Origin of the sequence: Streptomyces harbinensis (genome assembly GCF_900116145.1) — a bacterium.
Lineage (GTDB): Bacteria > Actinomycetota > Actinomycetes > Streptomycetales > Streptomycetaceae > Streptomyces > Streptomyces carpaticus.
Map to the genome: position 1 here is coordinate 1 of NZ_FPAB01000019.1, position 14049 is coordinate 14049.

Sequence of the window (14049 nt, forward strand, 5' to 3'; positions counted from 1 at the left end):
GACATGCGCACCGGCAGCCAGAAATCAGGCTGGTGGGAGCAGTTTGAAGACGTTCTTCCTTCCGGGCTGGATGTGCTCGTTGGTCTGGAAACCGACGCCCGCGCAGTGCTCGCATGGGAACCGCTACTCGTACATGGGCTGCTCCAGACACCGGCGTATGCCCGCGCTGTCCTCGGGGCCGGCGTCGGCATACTCCCCCGCGACGCTGACGCCCTGGTGCAACTCCGCATGGCTCGGCAAGAGCTGCTGACCCGCGCCCCCGCTCCGCTGGAGCTGTGGGTGATCCTGGATGAGGCCGTACTACGGCGGCCGGTGGGCGGCCCGGCCGTCATGCATGAGCAACTACTCCACCTGGCAACAGCCGCGGACCGCACGGCAGTTACAGTGCAGGTCCTCCCATTGCGCAAGGGCGCGCACTGGGGACTCAGCGGCGCCTTTGCGCTGATTGAGTGCGACGAGTCGGCCACGATCGGCTATGTGGACAGCCCAGCCGGAAACCTCTACGTGGAGCGGCGCGCGGACGTCCGCCGACTGCAAAGCACTCTTGACCTCCTGCGCGCCAGCGCGCTGGACCCTACGGATTCCGTCGCGCTGCTGCGCGACATTGCAGAGGAGTGGCAGCAGTGACCAGCACCCCCGATCTCAGCGCGGCCCGGTGGTTCACCTCCAAGGCCAGTTCCGCCACCGGCGGTTGCCTCGAAGTGGCGTTCCTCGATGACGGGAGGGTAGCGATCCGAGACAACGAGGACCTGTCCAGTCCTCCGTTCGTCGTGACCCGGCACGTGTGGGCGTGCTTCATCGATGGCGCCCGGAACGGCGAGTTCACCCCGCCGCCCGCCACCTGAGCGAGATGCACGAGGGCCCCTCACCATCCAGGTGGTGAGGGGCCCTCGTGCATCTCGCTCAGGTGATGGTGCATCCGGCGGCGGTCAGGGCCTTGGTGATGCTGGCCTGCTCATCGGTGCTGAGGGGCCTGCTGTTGTCCCATTCGTTCATCGGGTCGTAGCCGTAGAGCACGATGGGGCCGCGCGTCTCGGGCGCCTGTTCAGGCGAGATGCCCGCGAGGTGGGCCAGCGCGGTGGCGGCGCGCGGGTTGGGCGGGTAGATGTCCCGGAGGAGGAGTGCGCAGTCTGACATGGCGATCCGCAGGCGGGAGCCATCGGTGAGGGAAGCGCGGCCGACGCCGTGCTGCCCCAGCTCCTCCTCGGCTGTCATCAGGCGGTGGCCCCACTCGGCTCGGCCGTCGGGGCGGATCAGGACGTACACAGGTGCGTGATTGGTCATGTGCTGACCGTAGCGGACCGGCGCCGGTCCTGGTGACCCAGCGCTCAGCCACCCCGTAGCTCATCGGTGCGAGCCAGCACCAGGCGGAGGGTCGGCAGCGCCTCATCACCGCCCAGGCGCAGTAGCTCGGCCAGCTGCTCTCCCAGCCAGGCCCCTTGAGCTGCCTCCGGCACCTGGTGCCAGCAGGCGTAGGCCCGCTGAGCGGCAGCCCAGTATGCGGCGCTCCCCAGCTCCGCCCACCCGCGCGCCGCCTCCATGTACATCTCGGCCGCCCGCCCCGGCGTTCCACACAACAGCGCCACATGCGCCGCGACCTCACGCGCGCGCCAGGCGTACGGGTGCCGTGTGCCATAGTCCGCGGTGGCCTGTTCCTGGATTTTCGTCGCCATGCTCAGCGCGTCCAGATGCCGGCCGCTCTCGCCGGCCTCCCAGATCTCCGCCATCCAGTCTCGGTAGGCGGCCGGCGGGCGGGTGCCCTCCGGGTCCGCTGCCAGCTCATCCACGGCCGCGCCGGTCTCTACCCGGCCGCTGGGGTGCACGACCATGGTCCACACCGCCCCGTCCGGATCGGTGGCCTCCACCACCACGGACCGCCCGCCGCGCACAGCCGCACCGGTCACCTCCCGCAGCGCCGCCGCGCGCAGCTGCGTCGTGTCGGTGCCGTCCTCGGTCATGAGTGCCTGCCCGTCCACCCAGCCCCGGCCGTCTGGGGTTAGCTCGATGGTCATCGTGTGCCGGGGCATGAATCCTCCCTGTGCGCAGCGGGGCAACTCGCCTACCGCGATGCATTGCAGTGCAGTTCGCCCGTTCGGGCGAATCGGATGTATGGGGATGATGCGACACGTGTTAAGGGGGTGGTTTCCATGATCGCATCTCACCCGCTAGAGTCAGTATCTCAGTCAGTAACTCGGTCAGTAACCGAGTGCGTATCCTATGGAGTGAGATGAAGCCGGCCCGGACCGAGCGTGATCGTGAGCGCAAAATCGCCCGAGCGAAAAAGCGCGTGACCGCCGACCTTCCCACCGCCGACTATGCCCGCCTCGGCGAACTGCGCCGCACCCACCGCGCATCCACCACGGATCTCGTGCGCGGGTATCTCCACATGCACGAGACCGATCCTGACATGGGCGCGAAGTTGACCAGCGCCATCATGGACGTGCGGATGAGTGACCTGCAGGCGTCTGCGAGGACCGCCGCCTGAGTGATGCGCGCCTCTGGGCCCGGGGACCAGCCGGGAGCCCAGACGCGCGACCCGAAGCCGACAACCAAGCTCTGCCTCTGCCACGAAGCACCCCACCCGGCCGCTGACCACGGCCACGGGCGGTATCGCCAGCTGTCTGCCCAACACCAGAAGGGTACCAATGCGCGTCTCCCCCACACCTAGCGCGGCGATCTATGGCCGCACTGCGGCGTCATGTGACCGGATCGTGCCGGTAGCCCAGCGCCGTGAGCACCCGTAGAGCCAAGCGGGGGCACCCGGCGATCCTGCCGGACAACTGCGACCTCTGCCGTCGTGTCTGGTATGTCCTCCGCACCTACCACCGTGCCACCCAGCACCAGCCGGCCGCCGACCTCGGCCCGCTGACCATGGCGGAGATCGCCCGGAGAGCAGAGATCGCCGAGCGGACGGCACGCCTGCATGTCTCCCACCTGCATGGACACGGCCGACTGCTCCCCGACCGCCGGACACCCACGGCCGGGGCCACCGTAGGTGACCAGCCCCGCATCCCCGACGCACCCACACCCCTGCAGTGGGTTGCGTGCCTACCCACCCCGTGCGAGAGCATCGCCAAAATCCTGCGGGCGCTGGCTGCCGATGGTCAGTGGTCCGGACAGATGAGTCAGCGGGAGATCGCCGAGCGGTCGGGTGTCTCGCTACGGACGGTGGAGCGCTACAAGCCGGTAATCGAAAAGCACGGATGGGCCCGCTTCGAACCGCGCTCGAAACGCTCGGGACCGGGCGGCGCGTGGGTGGGACGCGACCCGAACGCGTACGAGCTGACACCCGGCCTAGAAGTCGTCGCCAGCCTGGAGGCCGAGCGCGCACGGCAGATGGAGGCCGTACCCGAGGGGACCGGCGGCACCTGGAACCAAGACCGGCTAGCAGCCGAGCTGCTGTCCGAAGTGCACTGGATCGCTCCCACTCACCGGGACCGGCCCAAGATCCTGCGGACGCTGGTGGACCGCATGCGCAAACACCGGTGGCCGCCTGATGAGCTGCTGTACCGCCTGCGCAGAGTGCCACACGATGAGCAAGTGGACTCTCCGGCGGCGCTGGTGGCCTCACGACTGCCAGCGAAGGAGTACGACCCCTCCGCAGCGTACGCGGTGGGGGAACGCGGGCCACTGTGGGTGACCTGCAAGGGCGGGTACTGCGCTGAGGTGCCCGTGAGGGGCGTGGGCGGCCGGTGCGCCAGCTGCGCCCCGCTGCCGAGCACGTACGCCGACCCCCCGTTCTGACCGACCCGGAAATGACCATGGGGCGCCGTGACCCAACACGGCGCCCCACAGAGAGATGGAGGCGCCATGCGACAGGACCGCATGACCACCACCGCAAGCGAGCATACGCAGCCACCAGGCGTCACCGCGAGCCTCGGCGTCATCGGCTGCCCGACCTGCCACCCCTACGAAGAGCGCGGATGGGTGCCCGACCACACCGGACAGTGGGCCCGCTGCCCGGAGGACTGCACCCCGGTGACGCAGGCCCGCAACCGTGCCCGGCAGCTCATGGCACGCGGCGAGATCATCGCCTGTCAGGGCTGCGTCGGCTACATGCGGCCCGGCTCTGTCCAGGCGTGGACCGGACAGGCGTGGGAGTGGGTGAGCTGCCCCCAGGGATGCACACCCGAGACCCGCGCCGCCTCCCGCGCCCAGCAGCAGGCGGAGCGGGCCCGCGCCGCCCAGACGCCGCCCGCCCCTCGCGCTCCGGCATCGAGGCCGAGCACCACCAGGAGCAAGACGCCGGCCGCCAAGGATGCGGCCAGCCGGGCGGCTGGCCGCCGGAAGGTTGAGCGGACCCTGACCGCCGCCGTCGCGGTCGATGCAGACGACGCGGGGCAGCTGGTGGCCGACACGGACGCTGTACCGGCCCCGACCGGCAGCAAGCTGGCGGACCTGATGCGCTGGATCAGCGCAGTTGGCCCCTCGATCGGGGTGAACAAGGTCCATGAAGCGGGGCGGGCAACGGATGGCACGGTGTGCATCGGTGCGGCTGCTCTCGGTGTAGTGAAGATCGCCGCCAAGCTCCCTAGCACCGAAAAGGGGATGGAACGCGCCGCAACCAAGCTCCGCAAGGCGGCGGAGACAGCAGGACTTGAGATCAGCGATGTTCGGGGTGCTGGATTCAAGCTTTGGCGCCGCAAGGGGGATGCGGGCGGGCGCCGGATGTCCGTGAAGGTCTTGATCGTGCCGTGGCTGGGGCAGGGAGACACCGGCACAATCAGGATGACCGAGCTGGTGACCGACCTCGCAGCCGACGAAACCGGGACCCCCGACGCTCGCACTCTGGCGCGGCGCATGCGCCGGTTCGCCGCTGATCTAGGTATCCCGCCCGGCGGGACCACCGCGGTCACCTCCGTACACCTCCTGGAGGCTGTACGCCCCCGCACGGAGTGGACCGAGGGACCGGACGGCAGGCACAAGCGCCAGCTGCGCCCCGGAGCACTGCCAGAGGGTGACCACACTGTGCCCGTGGCGCCCGGTGCCCGTCACCCCGTCTACCTGGAGCGGCAGAGGGCGGGCGAACTGTTCTGCGATGACGAAGACTTCAAGTGGTGGGAGCGACCCTTGACCGAGGAGGAGACGGCGCGCCCGTGGGCGGTGGCCGTAGACACCTGTGCGTCCTACCTCTCCGTCACAGAGACGCTGCTTCTGCCGTTGGGGCCTCTCGCTCACACCACCGCCCCGGCGTGGTCGCCGAGGACATGTGGACTGTGGCTGTGCGACTTCACCGTGCTGGAGACCGAGGCTGAGCTACCCCACCCCGCCACGTTCTCCGGTGAGGCCCCGGAGGGGCCCGGCTGGTACGCCACCCCCACCGTGGCCTACATGGTGCGCGAGTACGGCTACGACCCCGCCAGCATCCAGGAGGCGTACGTCAGCAGTGACAGCGTGCCGGTACTCAAGCGATGGACCGAGCACGTGCGCAGCGCCTACAAGCAGGCGTATGCCACTCTCGGCATTACAGACGGCATGACCGATACCGACTTCCTGGCCGCCTGGGAGAGCCTGCAGGACACGCCGCGCGACGTCGCCCGAGAGGACGCGATCAGCCTCCTACAGAGCTACAAGGGGATCTACAAAGGCGGCATCGGCAAGTGGGCCGACTCGGCCAAACACAAAGAGGATGACGAGTGGCTGGCCGATGTGGCGTCTGCCTGGCACTACCGGCCAGAGCTGCGCTACCACGTCGTTGCAGCTGCCCGGATCGCCACCCACCGACGTGCACGCAAGACGTTCCAGCTCAGCGGACGCGCGCCGTTCGCCGTGAACTTCGATCAGCTGATGTACACCACCGAGGCCCCGACCCCGATCGAACTGCTCATCAAGACCGATAAGGGCAAGCCCGAGCCCGGGACGCTGCGCCTCGGTTCTGCGCCCGGCTCCATGAAGTTTGACGCGGCTGTCCCCATGGACGCCCTACGCGCGAACTGGGCGGGGACGGAGCGCCTGCACTCCAGCCGTATCGCGGCCCAGCACACAACGGCCGGCACCAAGAAGGAGACCCACTGATGGGTATGTTCAAGGCGATCATGGGCGCCCTGTTCCCGAGTCGGACGGCCCCCGCCCGTACGGACACACAGGCAAGGCACGTGCGCGATCGCCTGTACGGCGGTTCGACCAAGGCCATGGCGCAGGCGTACGGGGTCGCCCCGTCCACGATCCGGCGCTACCTCGCGGGCACCAGCGCTCCCAAGGACCGGGGTGCCCGCAAGCTCGCCACGAAGCTGGAGAGCGACGCCGCGCGGGCACAGATCACCCCACGGGGCAGGGAGCGCCGCGCGAAGCAGATGGAGGCCCGGGGGACAGCCGTCACGGAACTGCGGATCAGGGTGGGGTCGGCAGCAACAGACGGCCTCACGATCAAGGGAACCCCACGCGTCCGCCGCAAGGATGTAGACCTGGACATCACCGGGAACCAGGCAGCAGCGCTCAGCCGCGCGGAAACTGATGAGCAGATGGGCAAGGTAATCAAGGGAGCCCTTGCCGACCACTTCAACGGCGGCGCTAAGTATGGCGGCTTCGTCGCCGACGACTTCAGCTTCAACGACAGCGCCGTCAAGCCCTTGTAACTCGTGGTGGGCCCCGGGCATACGGGGCCCACGCATCAGAAGGAAGCGCATGCCAACGCCACGTACCGCCCGCCTGATCGGCGGCCCCCTCGATGGTCATGAGCTGGATGTGAGCACCTGGACCGAAGAAGAGATCAGAACCGGGGTCTATCACGTGGTGGAGGGCTGGGAGGAGCGCGCCGACTACGAGCCGGACGCCGGTGATCCCCTCGCATGGAAGTACCAAGGCCCCGTCCCGGGGTGAATTCTCCCCTGCTTCCCATACCAGTAGATAACAGGCATCATGCCCCCGTGAACGACTATTCAGGCAGCGCGCCCACTCCCCCTACGGCGCCCCGTGGTTGCCCATCAGCAGCCCAGAGCGCCGCCTGCCCGTGGCGGATTCACCCCCGCCCCCGCCCGCCGTGCGAGAGCATGTCCCCATGGATACAGACGAGATGCGCGCGTATCTGCTGCGCGCAAGGGGCCCGAGGGTGGATACGGCGGAGGCGGCGGCGCGGCTGCTGGTGGAGCTGGCGGCGGAGGCCGGCGGGCTGCTGGCGGCGGCTGGCCAGGGAGAGGAGCCGGCACGGGATGCAGTGGCCGGCTACGCCCGGCGGCGGGCGTACGTGCTGGTGCGGCTGGCGGAGCTGCGGCCGGAGTACGAGGGGGCGGCCGACGCTGCGGTAGCGGCGTGGGCCGGGGCCGAGGATCGACTGATTGCGGCCGAGGTGGCGGCGGTGAGGCGCGGCTGAGCGCCTGATTGCGGGGTGTGCCCCGGGGCCGCGCCAGCTCCCCTCCTGCTGGCGCGATCCCGGGGCACGGTCATGGGGTGCCGGGGCAGTGGTGGTGCAGCTCGGCCCAGGTGTACCGGCGGCCCCGGCCCACGCTCTGCGTGCCCCACTGGGTGGCCAGCGCCTCCACGACGTGGAGGCCCCACCCGGTGGCGGGTGGCCACTGGGCGGCCGGTACCGGCGTGGTGAGGGCGGGCGCCTGGGCGGCGCCGTGGTCGGTGACGGATACGCGTATCGCCTGCCGTTGGAGCTGGAGAGCGCAGTAGATCTCTGGCGTCACCGTGTGCTTGAGCGCGTTGGTTGCCAGCTCGGCCATGATCAGCTCGGCGTCGTAGACGAGATCGGCCGGCAACTGGCGGCGGTGCAGCGCGGTGCGTACCTGCCAGCGCGTGAACGCTATGTGGCTGTCCTTCGGTGGCATGGTCCAGATCATGAGGTGTGGGGTCCCTGGGGTGTGAGTGGCTGGCCCCCGCAGCCCTACACCCTGCCTGCCTACCGGCCGGTTGGCCCGGCCGAGTCCACGTCCGGACGTCGCCGTGTCCGGACCTCCCGGCGTCCGGACACGATCGTGACCGGACGTCATCCTGTCCGGTGTCATATCCACCGATCTGCCCCACTGCGTAGGGAGTTGTGCCAGCCTGGCGGTATGAGCGCGATCTTCGGTACCCCAGTTGTCCGGCCAGCTGCCCATACCGTCACGACGGATGAGATCGTGACGGACCTGGAGCGCCGGCACCCCGACCACCCCCGGATGGGGCTGTGGGTGCGGATGCTGCGCCGTACCGGAGTGGTGGCCCGGCCGTGGGTCGCGCCGCTGGCGGAGACGCTGGCCGGCGGCGATGCGGGGGCGCGGTCCCGGGCGGCGTGGGCGGGCGCGCTGGGGCTGGCGGTGGATGCCGGGCGGGAGGCGCTGGAGCGCGCCGGCCTCGGCCCGGCCGACGTCGATTGTCTGGTCACCACCCACACCACCTCGTGGTCCGTCCCGGGCCTGGACGTCGCCCTGGTGGGCGCGCTCGGGCTGCGGCCGGATGTGGAGCGGATCGGGCTGGCGACGGCCGCGTGTGCGGGGGGTGTGCAGGCCCTGGCCCTGGCGGTGCGGCACGTCCAGGCGCGGCCCGGCTCGCGGGTCCTGGTGGTGGGCGCCGAGGCGCTGTCCACGCTGTACCAGCCGGGTCCGCCGACCCTCCAACGGGTGCTGTATGGCGGCTTGTTCGGGGATTCCGCGGGGGCGGTGGTGGTGGCCGGCGCGGACGTCCACCCGGGCGGCCCCGGCCTGGCCGTGTCGGATACCTGGCAGCTGGTGTTGCCGGAGAGCGATGACGCGTACTGGTCCGTCCTCACCGCGCAGGGCATCGAGTTCGATTCCGGCGCGGGGGCGACGTCGGCCCCGGGCCGGGTGCTGCCGTATCTGACCGGGTGGCTGGGCGGGCGGGCGGTGCGCTGGGCGGCGGTGCACCCGGGCGGCCCCGGCATCATCGCCCGGACCGTGGCCGGCCTCGACCTGCCCGAGTCGGCCGGCGCGCACAGCCTCGCGTCCCTGGCCGGCGGCAACCTGGGCGGCGTCGCCGTCCTCGATGTGCTGCGGCGCACGATGGCGGCCGGCACCCCGGCCGGCCCCGGCGTCGCGGTGGGCTACGGACCGGGGTTCACGGCGGGCGCGCTGCTCCTGGAGCCGGTGGAGTAGTCCGCCACCGTCGTGACCTCCGGCGGGCGCGGCGGCCCGTACGGCAGCGGCGGGGTGGGCTGGTCCAGGATCGGACACCAGATCATCCGCAGATCCGGCCTGACCAGCGGTACCAGCGCCTCCACGGCCACCATGATGGGCCCGCTCGTCACCGCCGACTGCAGGCGGCGGTGCGTCCCGTACGCGTGCTGGCGGACCTCCGCCCGCTCATCCGCGTCCCACGCCGCCCGCGCCTCCGGCTGCCTCCGCACCGCCCGCACCACCTCCTGCAGCCGCCGGTTGTGCGGCAGCTGCAGCGCCGCGTGCCGCAGCTGGGCAATCATGAGCGGCAGCCATACCGTGTCCCAGTCCACACACGCCCGCCGCGCCTCAGTATCGGCCGCCAGGAATTCGACCATGGGATTGAAATTCGGCCGCTGAATCCACGGCCAGTGATGCCCCGCCGCCGCATTGCATTCCAGCACGTAATAGGCGCTGTCGGCCCAATAGGCGATCGTGGGCATCTGGTGCAGCATCGCCACCAGATGATCAGGGATCGGCTCCCGCTCCCGCTCCTGCTGCCGCTGCGGCGCCGCGTGCCCGCACCACACGTACAGCGCCTCCGTCTCGGATGAATTCAGCCCCAGGATTTCCGCGCACCGCTCCACGATATCCGTACTGAATCCCCCGTCCCCGGATTCCAGTCGCCGGTAATGCCGCTCATGAACCCCAAGCAAATGCGCCATAAGCGCCTGCGTGAGTTTCCCCCGCTGCGCCAGATATCGCGGCGCGTGCTCGATGCCCGGCACGTCGCTGAGCCGCCTCCTGGCCCGCCAGGTCTGCATGAGCTGCTGCATCCCCAGCGCGTCATCCACGGCCGCCCGGTCCACGGCCTCTCGGTCCCTGCGCGCCATGCCCGCTCCCGTCCTGTCGCCCCGCCGCTCCTGCTCCTGAGTCTGGGTGGGTGCAGGCTGCCGGGCACTCCGGCGCACCGGTCATGCGGCCATCCGGAGGTCCGGACCTACTCATGTCCGGTCGTGAATTCGGCCGCCTCTCCGGCTGTCGCCCACCCTGATTGTCCGGTTTCGTGGATATCAGAGCCGATATCCACGGGATAGGAGATATCCGAGATGCTGTGCCCGCCGGCCACCCTCCCCGACAACTACCGGATGTGTACCTGGCGCCTGGACGACGCGCGCCAGCTGGCCGCGCTGCGGGCAGCCGTCCGGACCAAGCTGACCGGCCACGTGCCGCCGGCCGCCCTGGACGACGTCGTCACGGTGACCGGTGAGCTGGCCACCAACGGCTTGGTGCACGGGGACGACGGTGTGTTCGTGGCCATACACGCCCGGCAGACCCGCGCAGAGATCATCGTCCGCGACGGCGGCAATGGCCTGCCGACCGGCGGCGCCCCCGCGCCGGCCGAACTCGCCGAGGGCGGCCGGGGCTTGGCGATCGTGGAGGCCCTGGCCGACGCGTACGGGCACTACCGGCGCGCACCGGGCGCCACCGTATGGGCGCGGGTCACCTGGAGCAGTCACCCGACCGGGTGACGGATGCTGCGAGCGGCATCATCTCTCAGTAAATCTGTGCTGTAATAGTTGATGTCGCATAGGGGTGTGGCACTCCTCCGACACCAACCAACACGGCACAGATCCAAGGAGATAGCGTCATGAGCGCCGAGCTGATCAAGGCCCACAGGCTGAGCGGCCCAATGATGGCAGCCCTGCACAACGCCAGCACCGACAACGGCCGCGTGACCGGCCGCACTGGCACCCTCGTAGCCCTCATCACCCGGGGCCTCATCACCACCGCAACGGCCGCTACTGGCCGCGAGCACCTGCTGACCGAGCTGGGCGCCGAGGTGCTGTCCGGGCTGCTCGGCACCACCGTGACCACCCCCGCACCGGTCGCAGCCGATCTGCCGATGCCGCGCGGCATCATCGAGCCGGGCGCCCGAGTCCGGGTGCCCCTCGGCCGCGCCGTCGTCACCGAAGTGGACGACGACTACGTGAGCATGCGGTTCGACGGCGGCGCTGAGGGCTCCATCGCCGCTGACTCGCTCCACATCTACCGTCTGTGCATCGTGTGCGATCAGGTGGGCGACGCGTCGATGCCGGGCGACGGCCGGACGTGCGGGTACTGCCTCGCCACGGCGGAGGACGACGCCGCACGCGCCGCCGACGCCGACCCGGCCCCGGCCGCGCCGACCGAGGAGGGCGCCTCGCGAGAGATCATGATCGGGGGCCCGTTTGCCGGTCCTGCGCTGGTGGTTCGGGCCGATCAGGTCCGCGATGATGACCTGATCATGGCGGCGTTCCCTGCGGGGACCACGGTTGATGCCGCCATCAGTGGCCGGGAGATCCCGCACGCCACGCCTGTCCTGGCTGCCCCGGCGGCGTTCGATGTCGGCTGCTGGTGCGGGGCGTGTAAGGAGTACGCGCACCGGTGCACCGCGCCTGCGGTGGTGCTGGCCCGCACTACGCCGTGGGGCACGTGCGCCGTGGTGTCCGCTGGCGATCCGGTGGCGGTCCGCCGCCCGGTCTCCGTGACCACGGACCGGGGCCCGGTGTCGGACTGGTGGGTGATCACGACCCGTGCGGGGGCGGAGGTGGCCCGGGTCCAGGCAGCGGACTACGCGGCGGTGACCCGGGCTGCCGAGCAGCTGCCCGAGGTGACCGCCGTCAGCCGCCGTGAGGGCGGCTACAGTGTGCGCCGCCTGTTCGCCGCCGAGGCCGCCACCCCTGGATGCCGCCCCGCCCACGCGGCGCACCCCGACGTGCGCGCCGCGCTGGAGGCCCTGACCAATCTGCGGCTCGCGCGTCTCCAGGACGACACCGAGACGCACCGGACGGCCGACGAGATCGACGCCAGCGTCACCGGTCTCATGGTCGAGCCGCGCGGCCGGGGCCGAGTGGCCGCGTACTGGATGGTCGAGGGGATGCACACGACCCCGGAAGGGGAGGCGCACCGCGCCCAGCTGGACATCATCCGGGCAAAGTTCCGCGAGGCCGGATGGGCCGTCGAACTCGGCAGCCTGACGTGCGTGTTCGCGTGGCGCCCCGACCGCACAGACGCCGAGCTGCGCGCCACTGAGGCCGCCAGCTACGCCCAGATGCGCAAGGAGATCAACGCGAGCCGCTGTGTACATGGCCGTGCCCCGGCCGAGGAGGTCTACGGTGCCCCGGCCGCAGCCTGCGCCCGTAAGGAGCCCACGCAGCGGGTGGGAGTGTTCGGCGATGACGGGTGCCTCTACATCGCCGACTGCGCCGTAGAGGCTGCCATGGAGGCTGTCTCTCTGACCGAGGCGGAGCACGACGGGCCCGAGTACCCGGCCGCCGCCCCTCCGTACGTCTGGCACGTGCTGTGCCCCATCCATGAGGACCAGGAGCAGCGGGCCGATGCCTGCGAGTACTGCCTGGCCTGACCCCTCACGTCTCCCCGCCCGCGTGGCACCGGGCGGGGAGGCACCACGGAGGGGGCAAGGGCCCCCTCCACCTCCACCAACACACCGCAGATCCAGGGGATTTCAATGATCGATCGCATCAAGTGCGCGTGGCTGCACCGGCGGATGCTCACTGTGGCCGAAGACGTCGCCAGGCGGGTACTGCGCGGCGACGTCGCCCCCGAGGCAGCGGCCGAGGCCATGAGCCTCATCATGTGGCGCCGACACCACCGCGAGGTAGCCCCAGAGGTCGCCACCCGCTACATCAGCAGCGCTCTCGTAGAGGCCGGACACCGGCCGATCTGACCGCCTGTACGGCCGCACAGCGGCCCACAGCACCCCAGGGCACAGGACAAGCCACCGGTAGATAGCGCGCGCAGCCAGCCGCGCCCGGAAGCGCACCCACCGCCCGACGCACGAACCGTGTCTGGAGGGGAGTGGCACCCCTCCAGACACACCACACCACCAACACCAGGGAGAGAGCATGTCCAAGCGCACCAAGACGACGGCCGAGGCTAAGCGCCTGCTCGAAGAGGCTGCGGAGGACTACCGCCAGGGTGAGCGGTGGCGCCGACAGTGCCAGGGCACCGCCGACGCCGACGCGATCAGCACCGGCAACATTCACGCGGCCTCACGGGTCGCGCGCTGACAGCAGAGGGCCAGCGAGACACCCTCTCGGGTGGTGGCACTCGCTGGCCCAGTGACCCACCAACACGGGTAGATCATCGTTAGTCTACCGAGCCGGCCAGCCGCTCCCCGGAGCACTGGCCGGCGATCTGCAACCCGCACGAGGAGTGCCACCGATGATCCCCGAGGGTCGGCCCACTATGACCGTGGCAGACATCGCCAGAGCCGCCGGCGTTCCTGCGTGGCGGTGGCGGCGCCACAGCCTGCCCACGATGGTGGAGAGTGTCCCCCCGCTGTCCGGCTCCCTCTCCCCGGAGATCTGGGATGAGGCCCAGGTACGTGCCTACCTGGCAGGCAAGCCCGTGCCGCCGCTCCCCGAGGCACCGTCACCCGCAGATCTTCTGTCAGCGGATGAAGTCGGCGCGCTGGTGGGGCTGGACGCGTCTACTGTCCGTGCCTACCAGTCGTCTGGGCAGCTCCCCCGGGGAGTGCTGCGGCACGGAGTCAGGTGGTGCACCCGTGAGGCGGCGGAGGAGGCCGCCACGGGTCTCCGCCGTGGCCGAGGCCGCGCCCCCGGCAGTAAGGACAGGAGTCCCCGCCGCCGCACCCCCGCAGGAGAGCAGGCGGCACGGCGTATCCAGGAGGTGGCCGCCCTCTTGGCCGAGGCCGAGGCCGGCCACCGTCCTGCACCTACCGTCGCCCAGCTGGCCGAGACATACGGAGTCACCCCCCGTACCGCTGGCCGGTGGATCACCACCGCCCGCCAACACCTAGCAGAGACGACAACTGAGGCTGAGGGCGGAGCCCTCGGCCGCTGACCCGAGGGGCGGAGCCCCGGGGTCAGTTCGTCTGGGCGGCGGAGGTGCGAAGCACCCCGCCAGCGGCCGGGCGGAGCCCGCGCCGCCGTAGCCGCCAGGCGGCGGCGCCACGCGCCGCCGCCTGGCGGCTACCCTGCGTCAGCAGGGG

The 14049-nt window shown here is 70.6% G+C and carries 17 protein-coding genes; 13 read left to right on the plus strand and 4 right to left on the minus strand.

Annotation, left to right across the window (positions count from 1 at the left end):
- Positions 1 to 627: DUF5753 domain-containing protein (locus BM385_RS27405; protein ID WP_217650971.1), on the plus strand; the 627-nt coding region annotated here is incomplete at its 5' end.
- Complete coding sequence (locus BM385_RS25985) at positions 624 to 845, plus strand: DUF397 domain-containing protein (RefSeq protein WP_254791743.1); 222 nt, start codon at positions 624 to 626, stop codon at positions 843 to 845. The genes BM385_RS27405 and BM385_RS25985, both read left to right, overlap by 4 nt.
- 58 nt (positions 846 to 903) lie before the next feature.
- On the opposite strand, the gene BM385_RS28095 is transcribed toward BM385_RS25985, so the two are convergent.
- Both BM385_RS28095 and BM385_RS25995 read right to left on the minus strand, forming a co-directional pair.
- Positions 904 to 1284: a hypothetical protein gene (locus BM385_RS28095; protein WP_254791744.1), complete on the minus strand. Its 381-nt coding sequence runs from the start codon at positions 1282 to 1284 to the stop codon at positions 904 to 906.
- 44 nt (positions 1285 to 1328) lie between these two features.
- Positions 1329 to 2012: a hypothetical protein gene (locus BM385_RS25995; protein ID WP_139275245.1), complete on the minus strand. Its 684-nt coding sequence runs from the start codon at positions 2010 to 2012 to the stop codon at positions 1329 to 1331.
- Between the two features lie 215 nt (positions 2013 to 2227).
- Between BM385_RS25995 and BM385_RS26000 the strand changes: the two genes are divergently transcribed.
- The 6 genes from BM385_RS26000 (at position 2228) to BM385_RS26025 (ending at position 7309) form a co-directional block, all read left to right on the plus strand.
- On the plus strand, positions 2228 to 2485 hold the full coding sequence (locus tag BM385_RS26000) for a hypothetical protein (RefSeq protein ID WP_093844555.1): 258 nt from the start codon (positions 2228 to 2230) through the stop codon (positions 2483 to 2485).
- A gap of 245 nt (positions 2486 to 2730) precedes the next feature.
- A complete protein-coding gene (locus BM385_RS26005; RefSeq protein ID WP_093844556.1) occupies positions 2731 to 3744 on the plus strand; it encodes a winged helix-turn-helix domain-containing protein in 1014 nt (337 codons plus the stop codon).
- 66 nt (positions 3745 to 3810) lie between these two features.
- Positions 3811 to 6015 (plus strand): DUF8841 domain-containing protein, encoded by a 2205-nt coding sequence (locus BM385_RS26010; RefSeq protein ID WP_093844557.1) that lies wholly within the window; start codon positions 3811 to 3813, stop codon positions 6013 to 6015.
- The gene (locus BM385_RS26015; RefSeq protein ID WP_093844558.1) at positions 6015 to 6575 is read left to right on the plus strand and encodes a hypothetical protein; all 561 of its coding nucleotides are present in this window, start codon (positions 6015 to 6017) and stop codon (positions 6573 to 6575) included. Before BM385_RS26010 ends, BM385_RS26015 begins: the two co-directional genes overlap by 1 nt.
- 49 nt (positions 6576 to 6624) lie before the next feature.
- The gene (locus BM385_RS26020; protein ID WP_093844559.1) at positions 6625 to 6819 is read left to right on the plus strand and encodes a hypothetical protein; all 195 of its coding nucleotides are present in this window, start codon (positions 6625 to 6627) and stop codon (positions 6817 to 6819) included.
- Positions 6820 to 6997: 178 nt separating this feature from the next.
- A complete protein-coding gene (locus tag BM385_RS26025; protein WP_139275246.1) occupies positions 6998 to 7309 on the plus strand; it encodes a hypothetical protein in 312 nt (103 codons plus the stop codon).
- A gap of 70 nt (positions 7310 to 7379) precedes the next feature.
- On the opposite strand, the gene BM385_RS27410 is transcribed toward BM385_RS26025, so the two are convergent.
- Positions 7380 to 7769, minus strand: a complete 390-nt coding sequence (locus BM385_RS27410; protein WP_175543116.1) for an ATP-binding protein — start codon at positions 7767 to 7769, stop codon at positions 7380 to 7382.
- A gap of 291 nt (positions 7770 to 8060) precedes the next feature.
- Between BM385_RS27410 and BM385_RS26035 the strand changes: the two genes are divergently transcribed.
- A complete protein-coding gene (locus BM385_RS26035; RefSeq protein WP_254791745.1) occupies positions 8061 to 9032 on the plus strand; it encodes a beta-ketoacyl-[acyl-carrier-protein] synthase family protein in 972 nt (323 codons plus the stop codon).
- Here BM385_RS26035 and BM385_RS26040 read toward each other — a convergent pair.
- A complete protein-coding gene (locus BM385_RS26040; protein ID WP_093844563.1) occupies positions 8981 to 9925 on the minus strand; it encodes a helix-turn-helix transcriptional regulator in 945 nt (314 codons plus the stop codon). The genes BM385_RS26035 and BM385_RS26040 overlap by 52 nt on opposite strands.
- Before the next feature lie 216 nt (positions 9926 to 10141).
- On the opposite strand from BM385_RS26040, the gene BM385_RS26045 reads away from it, so the two are divergent.
- From BM385_RS26045 to BM385_RS27415, 4 genes are all read left to right on the plus strand, one after another.
- On the plus strand, positions 10142 to 10564 hold the full coding sequence (locus BM385_RS26045; RefSeq protein ID WP_093844564.1) for an ATP-binding protein: 423 nt from the start codon (positions 10142 to 10144) through the stop codon (positions 10562 to 10564).
- Between the two features lie 119 nt (positions 10565 to 10683).
- Positions 10684 to 12438, plus strand: a complete 1755-nt coding sequence (locus BM385_RS26050) for a hypothetical protein (RefSeq protein ID WP_093844565.1) — start codon at positions 10684 to 10686, stop codon at positions 12436 to 12438.
- Between the two features lie 105 nt (positions 12439 to 12543).
- Positions 12544 to 12762: a hypothetical protein gene (locus BM385_RS26055; protein ID WP_093844566.1), complete on the plus strand. Its 219-nt coding sequence runs from the start codon at positions 12544 to 12546 to the stop codon at positions 12760 to 12762.
- A 178-nt stretch (positions 12763 to 12940) separates the two neighbouring features.
- Positions 12941 to 13105: a hypothetical protein gene (locus BM385_RS27415; RefSeq protein WP_175543117.1), complete on the plus strand. Its 165-nt coding sequence runs from the start codon at positions 12941 to 12943 to the stop codon at positions 13103 to 13105.
- Positions 13106 to 14049: the final 944 nt, after the last annotated feature.